General features: G+C 35.1%; 15 protein-coding genes. 6 read left to right on the forward strand and 9 right to left on the reverse strand.

All coding sequences use genetic code 11. The annotated features are described in order from the left end of the window. The first annotated feature begins 103 nt into the window (after positions 1-103). The 3 genes from ODZ84_RS17180 to ODZ84_RS17190 are packed head-to-tail and all read left to right on the forward strand — an operon-like array spanning position 104 to position 5,388. A complete protein-coding gene (locus ODZ84_RS17180; protein ID WP_266173621.1) occupies positions 104-2,359 on the forward strand; it encodes a CocE/NonD family hydrolase in 2,256 nt (751 codons plus the stop codon). Between the two features lie 2 nt (positions 2,360-2,361). Further along, positions 2,362-4,548 carry a lantibiotic dehydratase family protein gene (locus ODZ84_RS17185; protein WP_266173622.1) on the forward strand — a complete coding sequence of 729 codons (2,187 nt, stop codon included), beginning with the start codon at positions 2,362-2,364 and terminating at the stop codon, positions 4,546-4,548. After that, positions 4,549-5,388 (forward strand): thiopeptide-type bacteriocin biosynthesis protein, encoded by an 840-nt coding sequence (locus ODZ84_RS17190; protein WP_266173623.1) that lies wholly within the window; start codon positions 4,549-4,551, stop codon positions 5,386-5,388. It abuts the gene before it with no gap. A gap of 128 nt (positions 5,389-5,516) precedes the next feature. Here the strand turns inward: ODZ84_RS17190 and ODZ84_RS17195 are convergent, their stop codons facing one another. The 8 genes from ODZ84_RS17195 to ODZ84_RS17230 are packed head-to-tail and all read right to left on the reverse strand — an operon-like array spanning position 5,517 to position 10,705. After that, positions 5,517-6,374, reverse strand: a complete 858-nt coding sequence (locus tag ODZ84_RS17195; protein ID WP_266173624.1) for a GLPGLI family protein — start codon at positions 6,372-6,374, stop codon at positions 5,517-5,519. A gap of 24 nt (positions 6,375-6,398) precedes the next feature. After that, positions 6,399-6,725, reverse strand: coding sequence for a thiol-disulfide oxidoreductase DCC family protein (locus ODZ84_RS17200; RefSeq protein ID WP_266173625.1), 327 nt, complete (start codon positions 6,723-6,725; stop codon positions 6,399-6,401). Continuing rightward, positions 6,722-7,273 (reverse strand): hypothetical protein, encoded by a 552-nt coding sequence (locus ODZ84_RS17205; RefSeq protein ID WP_266173626.1) that lies wholly within the window; start codon positions 7,271-7,273, stop codon positions 6,722-6,724. The genes ODZ84_RS17200 and ODZ84_RS17205 overlap by 4 nt, the downstream gene beginning before the upstream one ends. 8 nt (positions 7,274-7,281) lie before the next feature. Further along, positions 7,282-7,959 (reverse strand): ATP-binding cassette domain-containing protein, encoded by a 678-nt coding sequence (locus ODZ84_RS17210; RefSeq protein WP_266173627.1) that lies wholly within the window; start codon positions 7,957-7,959, stop codon positions 7,282-7,284. After that, positions 7,952-8,851, reverse strand: a complete 900-nt coding sequence (locus tag ODZ84_RS17215) for a hypothetical protein (protein ID WP_266173628.1) — start codon at positions 8,849-8,851, stop codon at positions 7,952-7,954. The genes ODZ84_RS17210 and ODZ84_RS17215 overlap by 8 nt, the downstream gene beginning before the upstream one ends. Beyond that, the gene (locus tag ODZ84_RS17220; RefSeq protein ID WP_266173629.1) at positions 8,841-9,737 is read right to left on the reverse strand and encodes a hypothetical protein; all 897 of its coding nucleotides are present in this window, start codon (positions 9,735-9,737) and stop codon (positions 8,841-8,843) included. The genes ODZ84_RS17215 and ODZ84_RS17220 overlap by 11 nt, the downstream gene beginning before the upstream one ends. Continuing rightward, positions 9,737-10,375 carry a hypothetical protein gene (locus ODZ84_RS17225; RefSeq protein WP_266173630.1) on the reverse strand — a complete coding sequence of 213 codons (639 nt, stop codon included), beginning with the start codon at positions 10,373-10,375 and terminating at the stop codon, positions 9,737-9,739. Before ODZ84_RS17225 ends, ODZ84_RS17220 begins: the two co-directional genes overlap by 1 nt. 57 nt (positions 10,376-10,432) lie before the next feature. Continuing rightward, positions 10,433-10,705, reverse strand: coding sequence for a hypothetical protein (locus ODZ84_RS17230; protein ID WP_266173631.1), 273 nt, complete (start codon positions 10,703-10,705; stop codon positions 10,433-10,435). A gap of 314 nt (positions 10,706-11,019) precedes the next feature. On the opposite strand from ODZ84_RS17230, the gene ODZ84_RS17235 reads away from it, so the two are divergent. The 3 genes from ODZ84_RS17235 to ODZ84_RS17245 all read left to right on the forward strand — a co-directional run bounded on the left by ODZ84_RS17235 (position 11,020) and on the right by ODZ84_RS17245 (position 15,338). Beyond that, positions 11,020-12,753, forward strand: coding sequence for a helix-turn-helix domain-containing protein (locus ODZ84_RS17235; protein WP_266173632.1), 1,734 nt, complete (start codon positions 11,020-11,022; stop codon positions 12,751-12,753). A 127-nt stretch (positions 12,754-12,880) separates the two neighbouring features. Further along, positions 12,881-13,078: a hypothetical protein gene (locus ODZ84_RS17240; protein WP_266173633.1), complete on the forward strand. Its 198-nt coding sequence runs from the start codon at positions 12,881-12,883 to the stop codon at positions 13,076-13,078. 13 nt (positions 13,079-13,091) lie between these two features. Beyond that, entirely contained in the window at positions 13,092-15,338 is a 2,247-nt protein-coding gene (locus tag ODZ84_RS17245) for a CocE/NonD family hydrolase (protein WP_266173634.1), read from the forward strand. 585 nt (positions 15,339-15,923) lie between these two features. On the opposite strand, the gene ODZ84_RS17250 is transcribed toward ODZ84_RS17245, so the two are convergent. After that, a complete protein-coding gene (locus ODZ84_RS17250) occupies positions 15,924-16,910 on the reverse strand; it encodes a DUF3810 domain-containing protein (RefSeq protein ID WP_266177397.1) in 987 nt (328 codons plus the stop codon). Positions 16,911-16,956 lie beyond the last annotated feature (46 nt).

A 16,956-nucleotide genomic window follows, 5' to 3' on the forward strand; every position in this document is an offset into this window, starting at 1 on the left:
GTATATCCAGATTTATAAATTTCGATAAGCACATTTTTGTGAAATCAGGGAAAAATATTTATTTTGACTCTTTAAAAATAAAATGAGCCTGAGATTCGAATACATGAGAATAAAATTCAAAAAAAATATAATAAAAGTACTACTGTTAATACTACTCTTATTTTCATTGAAGTATTATACACAATCTTTACCTTTTAAAACTACCGGGAATATTGATGATATTTCATTTGACAGCGAGATTAAAAAGCTCAATAAGGAAATTTTAAAAATTTATAGTAACAACGATAAAATTACATATGATGACAATATATTCCGATTATATATTTTAAATGAAGATTATAATAACGCATTATATTATTTAAATGAATTAAAGGGACTTTCCGTATATAAAGATTTGGATTACAGAGAAATTATAGGGCTGAGTTTTGAGCTTTATTCTTTGTCAAAATTAGATAATGGGCATAAAACTTATAAAGAAAAATATCAATCTATTTTTAATCAGAAGATTAACTGCATATCAGAAAAATCAAACACCTATTTAGATCAGTTTTTCATATCCGACGAAAGTAAACTAAAAGAAGATATACTTAGATTTATAAAAACGAATATAGTCGATGATCATATCTCTTTATCTAATGCCATTAAGCTATGCCGGTATTATACTTCTTATATCATCGCAAAAAAGACAAATCATATCGTATTTCCATTATTAAAGGAAGTAGAGCAAAGCCTGTATGATATAAAGGACAGTATGATCATAAAGACAAAAACAGGAAATGAAATTTCTCTTTTTTATGTGCTTAATAAAAAAGCAAAACAACCACTCCCTACCATCTTAAATTTTACAATTTATAATAGGAATAATAATAGTATGGCGATTGCTAAGGAACATGCAGACAAGGGATATCATATAGTTCAGGCCTATAGCAGAGGTGTTTATTTAAGTGAGGATGAACTTCTGCCGTTTGAATTTGAAAAAGATGATGTGAATAAAATTATAGACTGGATTGTAGAACAGCCTTGGAGTAATGGAAAGGTAGGAATGATTGGAGGAAGTTATAATGGCTTTAGTCAATGGGCGGCAACGAAAAATTTAAACCCAGCTTTGAAGACCATAATTCCTTCTGCATCTGTAGGATTTGGGATTGATTTTCCGATGGAAAACAACGTATTTAATACCTATATGATTAGATGGGCAGAAAATGTTACAAAAGGCAGATATAAAAAACATGATGACTCTGATCCTGATAAATGGAAAAACCTTGTTAATAACTATTACACCAAAGGAATACAATTTAATAAACTAGACAGTCTCAATGGAAATACAAATAGTATTTTTCAAAAGTGGTTAATGCATCCGTCTTTTGATACATTCTGGCAGTCAAAAATTCCATATAATAGAGATTTCAGGAAAATAAACATTCCGATTTTGACATTTACAGGATACTTTGATGATGATCAGCGTGGCGCAATGTACTATTATCATAATCATCATAAGTTTAATAAGAAAGCCGATCATTATCTCGTTATTGGTCCGTATGACCATGCTGGTGCTATAGGAAATATAAAGGATGAGCTAAGAGGTTATAAAATAGATTCAGTAGCTGACATAGATATGGATAAATTATCTTTCGAATGGTTTGACTATATTTTAAAAGGAAAGAAGAAACCTGTTTTCCTGAAAAATAAAGTTAATTATCAGGTAATGGGAACCAATGAATGGAAAAATGCTTCCGACATTGCTCACATCAGTAATAAAAAATTAAAATTATTTTTAGACGGAAAAAAATTGCAGAAATCAATACCAGATATTAATTATATTTCTCAAAAAATAGATTTTTCAGACAGAAGTGACACGTTGAAGAGCTTTGATAGATATAAAATTATAGACAGCATCATTGATAATAGAGTTTTAAAAGATAAACTGCTTTTTACGAGTGAAACATTTAATAATGCTTTTGAGATGAATGGAAGTTTTACAGGAAATGTAAAATTAAGTATCAATAAAAAGGATTTAGATATTAATATTAAGCTGTATGAATTAACAGCAGATGGAAAATATTTTTTATTATCAAGTTATTTAGGGCGGGCAAGTTATGCAAAAAAGAATAGTAAAAGACAGCTTCTCATTCCTGATAAAATAGAAACAATTCCTGTTTCTGATACTTATTTTGTAAGTAAAAAAATAGAAAAGGGAAGTAAATTAATGGTAATTTTAGGCGTGAATAAAAGTCCTATTGAACAAATAAACTACGGCACAGGAAAAGACGTCAGTCTTGAAACCATTGCAGACGCCAAAGAACCGTTAGAAATAAAATGGTATAATGATAGCTATATAGAAATTCCTGTAAAAGAATAAAAATGTCCCGTTTTCCTTATCAATTTTTCGACAAGTACATTGTTCGAACGCCCACCTTTTCCAATAAATATTTTCATGAGAAATTCTCAGAGGAGAAGATTTTAGATGAAGATATAAAAAAAATAGCCTCAGATCCTGTATTTCAGGAAGCCATTTATCTGGCTTCTCCATATCTGTACTCGGAAATGATACAATGGCTGGATGGTGATAAACAGCTAACCGTAAAAGAAGAGCAAAAACTGACCCAGACGTTGCTGAAATATTACAGCAGGATGAGCACACGGTGTACGCCATTCGGTTTATTTTCAGGAGCAGGTATAAAAAAGTTCGGATCGGAAAATTTGGATAATCATTCTGCGAAAGAAAAAATAAGGGATACCAGGCTGGATATGCATTTCCTGGTGGCATTATCCAAAGACTTGGAAAAAAATCCGTCCATTCAGAAGAAACTTTTATTTTTTCCGAACAACAGCCTATACCGGATTGGTAATACCATCCGTTTCATAGAGTACCAATATATTGATGGAAAAAGGGAATATATTATTTCATCCGCACCTTTTTCTGAAGAGCTGGGGAGAATACTGGAATCTACGAAGAAAGGAAAGACAATATCTGAATTGGCAGATCTCCTTACGGATGATGAAATTACCGGCGAAGACGCACTGGAATTTATTCAGGAGCTGGTAGAAAACCAGGTATTGGTAAGTGAACTGGAACCTAACGTTTCCGGGGATGATTTTTTAAACACGATCATTCAGGTCCTGAAAAAGACTGGAGCAGTACATGAATGGGAAGCTTTAGAGGATATCCAGGGTAAGCTTGAAGAATTGGATAAACATATAGGAAATGCGGTTGAGAGATATACCGAAATTGAAAATTCAATAAAAGAATTGGGCGTTTCCTACGAACAGAAATATCTTTTCCAGACGGATTTGTACAGCACAACAGGTAAGAATATAGATGTTCACTGGAAAAAGGAAATCAGAAAAGGGCTTCAGTTTTTAAATACACTGAGCCAGATTAATAAAAATACACAACTCATACAATTTAAGAAAGCTTTTTCCGAACGGTTCGAATATAAGGAAGTTCCTCTCGCTTATGCCCTGGATACTGAAATCGGGATCGGGTACCGGCAGGATATCAGTCCGAAAGGCGTACATCCTTATCTGGAGGATCTTTCTATTTCTGCAGACAGGGAAAAACAGTCACAAACGGTAACGCTGAATGCAGCACAGATCATTCTGAACCGGAAACTACAACAGTGTTTGTGGCAGAATAAACTGGTAATGGAGCTGACCGATAAGGACTTTAAAGATTTCGAATCCGACTGGAAAGATCTGCCCGATACCTTGTCCTGCATGGGTGATCTTATTACTGATCAGGGAAAGCAAAAACTTTTTCTGAAAGGCGGGGGAGGGCGCAGTGCAGCCAGCCTTCTAGCCAGATTCTGTTCCGAGAAGTCCGAAATCAGGGACTTTACCAAGGAGATTACGGATAAGGAAAAAGAACTGAATCCTGACAGGATTCTCGCTGAAGTCATTCATTTACCGGAAGCAAGAATCGGAAATGTGATACGGCGCCCGCTGTTGAGAGAATATGAGATCGTTTACCTGGCACAGTCTGTTTTACCGCAGGAAAATCAGATTTCAGTGGATGATCTTTATATTTCGGTGCGGAATGATGAGATCGTTCTTCGATCCCGAAAACTGAATAAAGCAATAAAACCTTACCTTACCAATGCGCATAACTATGCGTCCAATTCGTTACCCGTCTACCATTTCTTATGTGATCTGACACAGGATAAACGCTCCGGATTATATTTCGAGTGGGGTGGCCTTAAGAATCTATACTCATTTTTACCAAGAGTGGAATATCAGAATATCATCCTTTCAAAAGCTCAGTGGAAGGTTTCAGACAAAATGCTTGAAATCTTTATGTCTATGACGGAAGATCATGACCGGTTTTTACCTGCTTTAGCAGAGTGGAGAGAGAAAATGAAGATTCCCCGATGGATACAAATGGTTAAACTTGACAATACCCTGACGTTAAATCTGGAAAATCTGGAAATGGCACAATTATTCATTCAGACCGTGAAAACTGATAAAAACGTCATCCTTGAAGAATTTCTGTATGACGAAAACGAAAGCCATACCCATGAGTTTATTTTCTCTTTATATAAAAATAATTAAATGGAGCTGATAAGAAATTTTGTGCCGGGAAGCGCATGGCTGTACTGCAAAATATATACGGGCATCACAACTGCTGACATTATTCTGGGAGAGGTTATACAGCCTTTGGTAAACGATTTAAAGACCGGCAGGCATATTCAGAAATGGTTTTTCATCCGGTATGGTGATCCGAAGAATCACCTGCGACTACGTTTTGAACTTTCAGATTCAAATGAAAGTAATGAAGTTCTTGCTCTGATTCATAATGCGCTTGAACCTTATATAAATTCCGGCGAGGTTTCCAATGTTGTGTTTGAAACGTATCAACGTGAGATCGAAAGGTATGGTGAAAAAACCATGGAACCGGCAGAAGAGCTTTTTTATAAAAACAGTGAGTTTACGCTTAGCTGTTTAGCTTTTGACGATGAAGATAAAATAATTACCACACTGTTTTATATCGATCAGCTTTTAAATTCACTGGATCTTCCTGTCAGTGAAAAGCTCATGTGGATAAAAGAGAGCAACGAATCTTTTAAGAAAGAATTTAACGGAGATAAACATTTAAATGCCCAGCTGGATCGGAAATACCGGCTCTTCAGGGCAAAATATGCAGAATTTCTGGAATCGGATGACTATAAAGAATTCCGGCATGCGGTTACTTTACATATTGAGGAATGTGAAGAAATACTGGAAAAAATAAATCAGTTTCATGAAGGTTCTGTCCGGAATTTTTTCCAGAGTATCTTTCATATGAATATCAACAGACTTTTTGGGTCCAGTCAAAGGTTATTTGAAATGATTGTGTACGATTATTTACATCGATACTACAAAACGCTTTTCTTCCAAAAGAATAAGGCATGATCAATAAGATTTTTTTATACATGGTTAATAGATGTAAGACTGTTGGGAAATAGGGAGCCGGAGATGCCCAGATTAGTCAGACATTTTCCGACTCCTTCTTTACATTAAAAATTGATTGAACTTGTTGATTATTGTTTTTCTACAGGATTATTAATCATTTTATAAGCTTCCTGCATTTCTTTTCCCTGCTTGTCTACGAATTCACTGATCTTCATATCGGTTCCCGGCATCTTCATGCTGAGGATCTGCGGTGTCAGTTCACTTCTCATCGACATCAGGGGATTTTGTTTATAGTTTTCAAAGGTTTTGGTAAATTTCTGTTTGTCTACAATTTTTATATTCCCGTTGGTTAATTTTGACATCAGAGAATTATTGCTGTTGTCTGCCGCTTTTTTATTTCCCTTTAAAATCCAGGAATAATTTTTTTCGGTGTCTTCAATTTTTATGATCAGACCGGGCAGTCCATGGAATTTATAAGGACCGTCGCTGAAAGGGAGATCTGTAGAAAACCAGGCAATCCATTTTCTGCCGCCGAAATTCAGGGTTGCTTTCTGAGCAGTATATTCTCCGAATTTCTGTTTTTCTTTTTCGATTTTCCAGTCAAATCTGATGTTTTCTTTATAGCCGAGGATAATAGGTGTAAGGCCATTCATCATCCCTTCTGTAAACTGTATCTCCATAGAAGGATAGGTTTTGGTGATGGCATAGGAAAAGCTGGGATTCTTTGTGGCCGGCGGATTTTCAAACGTTCCTGTTTTCTGCATTTTTTTTAAAGATTCATTCGCGAGCGAGTCTGTAATGATCGATTGATAATCTTTAAACTCCGATTCGTCTTTCCTGATGTCTAATACCATCATCGCAGATTCTTTCCGCAGAGAATCTTTTTTAGGCATATAGGTTACTTCATAGAAAAACCGGTTGATCTCCTGTGACTTAATTTTTATAACAGTTAAAAAGAACAATGGAATAATAAATAAATATTTCATGGTAAATGAGAAATGTATAAAATTTTAAAAATAATATCTGTATCTGGCAAACAGCTTATAGGCAAAATCGGTGATCTGAACAGGCAGAAACCTGAAATAGGACACCAGCTTCCAGGGAAATCCGAAATTTGAAAATATCCTGAACACAGCTCTGGAGCGTACCAAGACCTCATCCTGATCAATAAAATAAACGGTCTGAAGATCAATAAATTTCACCCCTTTTTCCCGTAATATTTTGCGTGATTCCTTATTTCTCACAGAAAGAATTTCGAGAGAAGTTACCTCAGACTTGCTCCACGAGGAGAAGCGGGTACAGAACTTACATTCGGAATCATAAACGATGGTTTTCATGAGATGATCTGCAGCTTATTCGATGATTTTTCTTTTTGATACCGGTTAAAAAGCACTACTGATAGGACATTGCCAAATAGTAATCCTGCGATGATGATTAAGGCATTCTGAACTACAAAAGGGATCCTGCTGATCTGTTCCATGCTTTTCCCCATGGGCTGATGGTAATGTTTCGAAACAAACATCATCATTTCTGCATATCTTACAGACAGCGTCTGATCTACGACAGCGTGCATAAAAACATCAATTAAAAAAATAAAAACAGCAGTTAATAAAAAGATTCCTCCAACATAATATCTCTTTTTGATGTATTTTATCGCAGTGACAGCAGTATATTTCTTTAACGATAAAAACAAAAGTGCTGAGGTAGATAATAGCGTGATCATAAATATAATAAGCTGAATGAAAGACCCTTCAACCAGTGAGAAGCCATCATAGGCAAAGTAATAGGAAACTGCATAAATCAGAATCATACCGGATAAAGCAATAAGCATGGAAGTGATAAAAATATATTCCAGCGTCAGATAATTATTATTGTTGTTATTCATTGTATAAATTAAAAATTGTTATAAATCTCCCAATCCCGCTTGATTTCTTCTGTAAGATGTGATCGGATGAGCCTGAAATCGTCAGGAGCATATATGGTATTGAATTTTCCGTTCTGAAGATGGCCGATAGAATCGCAGCAGTGGGTTAAAGTTTCCAGAACATGGGAACTGATAAAAATAATTTTACCTTTAGCTTTCAGTTCTTCCAGTATAAAATATAGTTTTTCCACGCTTTCAAAGTCCAGCCCGTTAAAAGGTTCATCGAAAAGATAAACGGGTCTGTCTATGGAGATGTTGCAGAGAATAGCCAGTTTCTTTTTGGTTCCCAGGGATAATTTTTCTACCACGGCGTCAGCCGGGATATTAAAAAAGGTGATCAGTTTCTTTATATATTCTTCATTTTTTTTATTAATAAAGAGATCCAGAATATCTTTTACAGATAAGTACGGATAAAAATAATTTTCAGATTCCAGATAGGAAACATCATTCTTTCTGAGCTTCTGGTTATTTAATATCAGCTGCCCTGTATATTTTGTATTCTGATAAATCGTTTCAAAAAAAGTTGTTTTTCCGGCTCCGTTTCTTCCTAAAACACCAAAGACCTTTCCTTTACCGATGTGCAGATTGAGATCATCGAGTATGGTTTTTGACTTAAAACGAAGAGACAGATTTTGTATTTCAAACATATTGAGCTATTTTTTTTGCAACGGTTCTCTTATTAATGAAAATGAAGACAAGAGCAGGTACCACTGATGCCGTCATGAGCAGGAACTTAAAAAACTCCATGTCATTGGCTTTATTTTCCTTGACCTTCTCATTAAAATTCATGTATTTATGAATGATGATGACATGATTGATCACAATGATAAAAAGAATAAAGAAAACAGGATACATCTTTTCTGCAGGATTCATGATCACAAATCCGATAACAGCCGGTAATGAAAATATGACACAGAAAACCGATGAATACATAATTTTCTTTTCCAGTCCGGTTTTTGAAAACTGCAGGATCAGAAGTTCTTTCGATTCCTGGTAAGAATAAACGATCAGTAAAAGATAAATCCAGATCGCCAGCAGTAAAACCAAAGTAAAAGGATGGTAACCCAGAAAAAAGGAAACTCCGAAGAATCCGGCTAAAGCAAATGTATTCTTGCGGATAAATGATCGCCATTCTAATAAGATCACGGGAATATTATAAATAAATCCGGCATTGTTAAAATGTTGTCTGAATTTTATAAAAGGCAGAACAAAACATAAGGCAACACTTCCCAGATAGAGAAAGTCATTCGTTTTGAATATGAAAAATAAATTGGTCATCGCCCATATCAGCAGATATTCGGTTACCAGACTGATATAAAATTGTTTTCCCAGAATATTTTTGAGAAAATCAGCGTCTTTTCTCAAAAACTGAACCATGAATAAAATGGCGCAGGAAATAAAACCATACCAGTAACTGTTATCACTTTTAATAAAGACAAGCAATAAAAATATCCCGGTCACTAAAGCTCCGATGTCCATACTTTGGCTGGCGGCTTTCAACAGCAGTTTTATTCTGAGTTTTAAATAATTACGCAACATATTCTCTTTTCAGTCTTTTCTTTTTCAGCAAAAATATCCCTCTTTTCAAATACAGCCTAGCTTTCTTCCATTCTTCATCCGTAATAAGGAATCCGTAGCACATCATAAATAAGATTTCAAAGTCATGGATCATCATAAAAATATAAATACCAAGATGAATCATGATTCCCAACGCAAATACAAAATATTTACCTGTTTTGTGCCACACCAGAAAAGGAAAAAGCAATTCCCAGAACAAAGTAACATAAGTAGACAGGGTTACAAAAGTTCCGTTTTTGGCCAATACACTGTTCATATCGGTTCCTTTGAACCGCTCGATCTGAAGTGTATAGTACGTTGCAACACCGCTGAACCATACCTTCGCATTAAATTTAAACAGTGCCGAAACAAGATAAATCAAAGATAAATGAATTTTTATGGATAAAACTGAAATCTGATTCATAAAATAAGAGATGCTGTCTTTCTTCAGTTCCTTACTGTTGTTGACGGTAAAATATCGGTAGCAATCCGTAAAAATCATATACAGCAGAATGAACTTCAGAAGATTATCACCACCATTCAGGATAAAAGGGTAGGCTCTCTGGACGATCTCCACGGAGATGAAGAGCAGCAGAGGGGTAATATATCTGAAGATACCGAAGGCAAAAAGAATGCTTAATATAAGGATCAGGCTGATGATGATATTGATATTCTGGAAAATAGTGGCCTGCTGAATTCCCATGATCTGAAAAACAGGATCAAGAGGTGCTCCCTGTAAAAAAGTAGCATCGGTTATCAGGTCTTTATTAAAAAAAACCTGCAGATATTTTTTGAAGACATGGACTGAAATCAATATCCTGAAAATAGAAAGATATATATAGTGATTGGAATGGAAAAGCTTTTTCATTATAAAGGATATGGATTAAAATCAATAATATTGGCTTCCAGATTAGGCTTGGTGCTGTAACGGTTAGAGAATTTTTTGATCTCTTCACTGTTTATTTTGATATTGACAAATTTTATCTGCTTTAATTGAGCACCGGTAAGATTCTCCCGGCTGATGATTTTTGAATAATTTTTTAGCATTTGATAGCCGTTTATTTTTTCAGGACTGTTAATGATCTGCTGTCTCGCAAAGCTGTTTGACTCATCCGTACTCATTTCCGGATGTTTCACTTTCTCACGATCTCTTTTTTTAATCATCGAGTTTACAATATCATCTACCGATCCGTAAATGGTATAGTCTACCATTTCGGCTCTCAGGTTGAAAGGTCTGGTTTTCTTCTTTGATTCGATAATAGAAGAGAAAACTTCAAAAGCAGCCACTTCATTTTTATGCTCATCGAGATAACTGAAATACAGTTTGTAGTTCTGTTGTGGAGGCGGCGCAAAAAAACTCCATTTCTGTCCGAACAGAGTCGCAAATATCCTGATCTCTTTCTCAAGTTCGATCTTAAGATAATTATTGGGAGAATTGTATAAAAAAGTCATCATCCAATATATCGAAACGAAAACCAGCAGAGCTGTTTTAACTGTTTTCTTCATGATTATAAAATATGGCCCATTACAATAATGAGCCATTAATTTTTTTATTGGTCCGGATTAATCTAGGTTGTGGATGTCTGTTGACACATCATCCGTAGCGTGAAGACCGTCAGCAAGTGCAGAAACTACCATTACTGCTACAAGCACCATGCTTGCTGCTGCCGAAAGGCTTGATCCCGGAGGAGCTACCTTACCTGTTGTATTGGAAGACTGAATCTGGTTTGCATAAGCCACACCCTGAGCTTTAGCCACGTTAGGTACCAATACATTTAATGCAAATACGAATGTCATCCCTCCTGCAAAAATCGAATTTCTAATTTTCTTGTTCATAATAAGTTTTTTTTTGAATTAATAATTTTTTTGTCATACCAACCCTGACATGGGTTTAATCGAAATAATTTTTTTTGATTCTTATACTGTGCACATACAAAAATTCAGGTCTGTGTCTTTACCCTGGAGCAAAGATGTGAAGGATCAGGGTTTTTCACAAACAAAGAATATCGGAATTGATAAATTTCGGCTATTGTAACATCGGATTTGGTAAAAAGCCAGTAATTGGAGTATTTTTGCGGCTTGAAAATGTTTTTTTTTAATTAAATATTAAAAAACGAAGTAAAATATTAATGTCGTATTTGCCGGAAATTATGTATAAAATATCCCTCTTTATTTTCTTTTTACTTTTTCAGAGCATGTGTTTCTGTCAGAGTATAAAGAATTTCCATATTCCTGATTCGTTACGGACAAAAACCGCTGAACAATTAGAGAAAGAATACAGTAAGGTATTCAGAATTGATAACGATAAAGCGGAATTTTACGCCAATACCATTCTTAAAAAAGGAAAACAGGAGAAAAATAATAAACTGATATACGATGGTTATTATAAAATAGCTCATGTAAAGGGACTTGAGGGACAGAAAGCCCATCCTTATGCAGATTCGCTGCTTGCCATAACAAAAGATCTTTCGAATGACAAAGATTATCCTGCGAAAGCCTACATTATAAAAGGCATTTTATATAATTATGAATTTAAATATAAGAATGCACTGGATCATTATATTATAGCTCAGAATTTATCGAGAAACAGGAATACCGATCAGTTTTATTACATTAAAAAGCTGGTGGGTATTTTAAAAACGGCGACAGAGGAGAACGAGGAGGCCCTGCCGCTTTTTCTGGAATATTATAAATATCAGAAGCAGAAGGTCGAAACAAAAGATAAAGATGTAAAAAGCTATATCGGATCTATATTTTCGGTAGCGAATGCCTACAGTAAGAATAAGCAGTACCAGGAAAGCAAACGGTATAATAAGATAGGAATGGAAGAATGTAAGAAGTATAACGACTACACCCATTATATCTATTTCGTCATGTCTGAAGGAATAGCTGATTATTATCTTAAAAATTATACCGCTGCAGCCACTCATCTTTTAAAAATAGAAAAAGAGCTCATCAAAAATAAGGACTTTTCGAATCTTTCAGTAGCGTATTACTTCCTCGGAAAAATTAATAAAGACAGTAAGAAAGAAAAACAGGCCATCGAATATTTTATAAAATCCGACTCCCTCTCCTTTGCTTCCAACGATTTTATTCCGATCACCCGTGACCGGTATGAAGTACTGATCGATTATTATAAAAAAAACGGCGACAAGGAAAATCAGCTGAAATACATCGACAAGCTTTTTTATGCAGACAGCATTGTCAATAACAGTAAGCAGTATCTCTCCAAAGAAATCTACCGCAAGTACGACACCCCTATTCTGATGGAAGAAAAAGAACAGCTTATCAAAGATCTTGATAACAGAAATTATCTGCTCTACTGCTTTTTGGGAATCGGGGCCATTATCATCTTCCTATTAGGATATATCTATAGAAAAAATAAAATACGGATTAAAGAATACCAGAGACAGGCAGATCTTCTGCTTGAAAAATCGAAAGAGCAGAAAGAAACCGTACCGGTTTCTGAAAATAAACGGGCAGAAGAGCATGTGGTTAAAGAAGAAAAAAGCAAAAAGCTCTTGTCAGATCATCAGCTTCAGGATATAAAACTGAAACTGGAAGCTTTTGAAAATAATAAAGATTTTCTCCGTAAGAACATCACTGTCGACAGTCTCGCAAAAGATCTGGAGACCAACCGTGATCACCTGTCCAAATCGGTAAACGAGCTCAAAGGGAAAAACTTTTCACAGTACCTCAACGAGATCAGAATACAGTATATCATACAAGAACTTAATACCAATGAAAGACTGAGAAAACACACCATCGCATCCATTGCCGATGATATAGGATATAATAATTCTGAATCTTTTTCCAATGCTTTCAGAAAAATTACAGGAACTTTGCCATCTTATTACATCAAACTGCTGCAGGAGCAGTCTTAATAATGTATATTGAAAATCAGTGTGTTGTGAAATTTCGTACACGAAATTGGTAAATTTTGGGATGTATATTTTTGAAAAGCCGAATAATCGGGATTAATTTGCATCACAAAATTAGATACTTATAAAAATGAAAAAGGACACACGCAAAGAAAAAAAACTGTCACTGAAAAAACTGCAGATGGCAAAAATTACAACCGGAATGAATGCTATAAAAGGCGGAAAAACCAACCCTGCAAATGAGCTGGAAAATACAGGTGATACCCATACTGTTGTAGATCATACTTTATGGACTATAAGAACTTTACCAACCATGACGCTGGACTAATCTAACTTTTTAAATGAAAAAAATCTTCTTTTTATATTTTATCTTTTGTATTAATGTTGCTTTCTGTCAGAAAATCAGTTTGAATAAGATCAGTAGTAATACAGCCTCATATCCCGAAAGTCTTATTAAATATTTGGCTAAGGAATTAGAGATTCAATACAAGGAAAAAGACAAAGCCACTTATTATGATAATATTTTCAGGATAAGTATGCTCAATGAAGATTATAACTTATCTCTCATTCAGTTAGATTCACTTAAGAATTTTGCTAAAAGTAATCCTGCACTGGCCGATGTAGTCGGAGTACAGTTTGAAATTTATAACAAAACGCTTAAAAGGACCAATGCTGCTCATGAGTTTGAGAAAATATATAAAGAAGAGTTTATTAAAAAATATGACCAGCTGTCCGTAGGATCAAGGGCATTCCTTCCTCAGTTTTTTGCCACTAATGTTTCTTCATTAGAAAAGGAGATTGCTGAAATTATAAAAAAATACACTGAAAAAAACGATATAGATGTTGCCGAGGCTATGCAGTTGTGCAGAAAGTACAATACGTATAACGTCGCTAAAAAAAGCATCGGAATAGCAGTTCCTTTAATTAAAAAACTGGACAGGGAAGCTTTCGTCATCTACGACAGTATAAAAATTAATACAAAGGACAAAGCTGTTCTTAGCCTGAGTGTGGTATTAAACAATATCAAAGGAATTAAACCTGACAATACCATATTGTTGAATACCATATATTCCGGCAAAGAAAATATAGGAATTGCCAAAGAGCTGGCAAGTCATGGCTATGCGGTAGTGATTCTGAATGCCAGAGGAAAATATATAAGTACAGATCCGATTGAGCCTTTTGAACATGAGGCCAATGATATCTCTGAGGTGATCAGCTGGATTATCACACAGTCCTGGAGTAACGGAAATGTCGGGATGATAGGAGGGAGCTATCTTGGATTCAGTCAGTGGGCAGCCACAAAAAAACTCCATCCGGCTCTGAAAACGATTGTTCCCCAGGCATCCGTAGGAATAGGGACCATGGATTATCCGATGACTAATAACGTATTTATGTCTTACGCCCTGCGTTGGCTGAATAATGTTACCAATAACAGGACGACAGATTTTGAGAATTTTAATAATACAGATCGCTGGAATTCTGTTTATAAAAAATGGTATGAAAGCGGCAAATCGTTCCGGAAATTAGATTCGATAAGTGGGAAAACCAATCCTGTTTTTCAGAAATGGCTGGCGCATCCCGGATATGATGATTTCTGGAAAAGTATGGTGCCTTACAGAAGAGAGTATGCAAAAATAAATATTCCCGTACTCACCACTACAGGATATTATGATCCGGACAAACCGGGAGCCTTATATTATTTTAAAGAACATAACAGGTATTATAAAAATGCAGACCACTATCTCATTATAGGTCCTTACGACCATGCGGGCGCAGAAGGAAATATAAGAAACGAATTTAAAAACTATACCATAGATCCGGTGGCCAAAGTAGATCTGAATAAAATCTGGATGGAGTGGTTTGATTACATTTTTAAAGGCAAACAAAAACCGGCTTTCTTAAAAGATAAGATCAATTATCAGGTGATGGGAGCCAATGAGTGGAAAAGTACAAATTCCATAGAGACATTTGAAGAAAATAAGACCAAACTGTATCTTGACAATAAGGGAAAAGAACTGCTTCTTTCCGAAGTGAAATCCAATGGAAAAGATTTTTCAGCATTGAAGATTAACTTTTCAGATCGAAGCGATGCCGATGAAATCATCAGCCAGAAGAATAATATTATAGATACTTTGATTTATAATAAAAACAGTCTGGTTTTTTCTACCGGAGCATTTGATAAATCCGTAGAGTTTTCAGGAAATGTTACGGGAGATCTTAAGGTGTCAACTAATAAAAAAGATGTTGATCTTTATATAAACCTGTATGAACTGATGCCGGACGGAAAGTATTTCCAGCTGATAAAATATATCACCCGTGCAAGCTATGCGAAAAACCATGAAAAAAGAAATCTTCTGACCCCGGGAAAAAAAGAGATTATCCCGATCATCAATAATGATTTCGTAAGCAAGAAGATCGAAAAAGGAAGTAAGCTTGTTCTGATCGTGGGAGTATTGAAAAGCCCCCTGTGGCAAATTAATTACGGATCCGGAAAAGAGGTAAGTGATGAGACGATAGAGGACGGCAAAGAACCGCTTAATATTAAATTTTTTAATGACAGTTATATTGAAATTCCTGTAAGACCGTAATGATTCTACCCTGTACAGGATCAAAACAAAAAGCATAAACTAATAAACCATTTTATATAGGGCCGAATAAGCATTAATGTTTGTTCGGCTTGTTTTTTTAAGGAAACGATTCTGCTGTTAATCTGACTATATAAATTCTTTGTACAATAATCATGTTGTTTTCATCTTGAAAGGAGAATATTCTGAGCATAAGAAAATTCAGAACAAAAATTGAAAACGGATTTTCTGCAAGATTATAATCATCTTAGATCCGGTTTGAAAATAAGCTTCATAATAATTTATTCTCAATCAATCGTTTGATTTTTTGAATTTTTTTAATGAAAGTAAAATTTTAAATGTAATTTATTAATTCATTTAAGTATTTAATAATAAGTCATTTAAGTGGGAGTAAACTTTACTGAACTTAAAAAATCTTAAAATTTTCATAAAGTTGTAAAAAAGAAGATAAAAGTTTTTGTAGTTACAAAATATGTTGTACTTTTACAACGCCTTGAATGAGGGAACAAGTCAAGGTAATAAATTTTTTTTCATCATTTGTGTTTTTAGAATCGTATCGCCTGATACGATTCTTTTTTTTGCCCTTTTCTATTTTTCATAATTCTGGAGAAGATCCATAAAATAGGAATAGGTAACCGATCCTTCCTGCTGATTGCTTTTAAGAAATAAATTGTTGGTGAAAGCAAAAAAATCGTCCAGTATACCCTGATGCTTCAGAACAAATGTTTTCTCGTAATTTCTGTCTCTTTTCATAGCAGGTGAATATTGATCTAAAACAGCTTTGACAAATGCCGGATCTTCATCAAGTATAAATCCTAAAAGACTCTTCAGAGTAAAATATTCTGTACTGTATCTCAACTCGGTATTTTTCGAATGTATTCCCAATAAATACCCTACAAAATTAGCTTCCTGCTCTCTGGCGAAGCCAAGCTGGTGCGAGCTCTCATGAGCCAGGGTAAAAGGAAGATAGGTAGAAGGTAATGCTGAGTTATACTGTGCCTCTGCCGTAAAAGGGTTATAATAGCCCAGGATTCCCGTATAGCTCATGATATTTCCAAACAGGCTTGGTTTAAATGAATTGACAGCCGGAACTTTTTTACCGGAAATAAAATAAGGTAATTTCGATTGCTGCGAAAGGATTTCACACTGGATGGCCTTCCGGTCAGTGATCATAAAAACACCGCCTTTATCTTCTTTTAAAGAGTCCCGGGTCGCCTTACATCTCTCAAGATACCGCAAAGCTAATACTTTTGCTCTTCCGACAGTAGGCTTCTCCTGAGATGCCAGTTTTTTGAGAACAGGAGTCTGGAAATATAACATTCCCCAAAAGACCTGGTAGCCAAAATAGAAGATATTGACAGCCATGAATATCCTGACCGCAGATTTCCGCCGGTTTTCCTTTTTAAAACATTTAATGATGTGATAAATAAGGAAAAAAAACACTAGGATATACAATAGATCACCTACCGAAAACGGTACTAAGGAGAACAATAACTGGTGAGTGCCCTTCTGCAATTCGAAACAATATTCAAAAAAAGAAATTACCGGCTTCAGGGTAGAAAACCCAAAGAACAAAAGAAATTGGGCAAGTAATAAACCCGCCCAAAATCTTTTTTTATGT

This window comes from Chryseobacterium fluminis, assembly GCF_026314945.1.
Classification (GTDB): domain Bacteria; phylum Bacteroidota; class Bacteroidia; order Flavobacteriales; family Weeksellaceae; genus Chryseobacterium; species Chryseobacterium fluminis.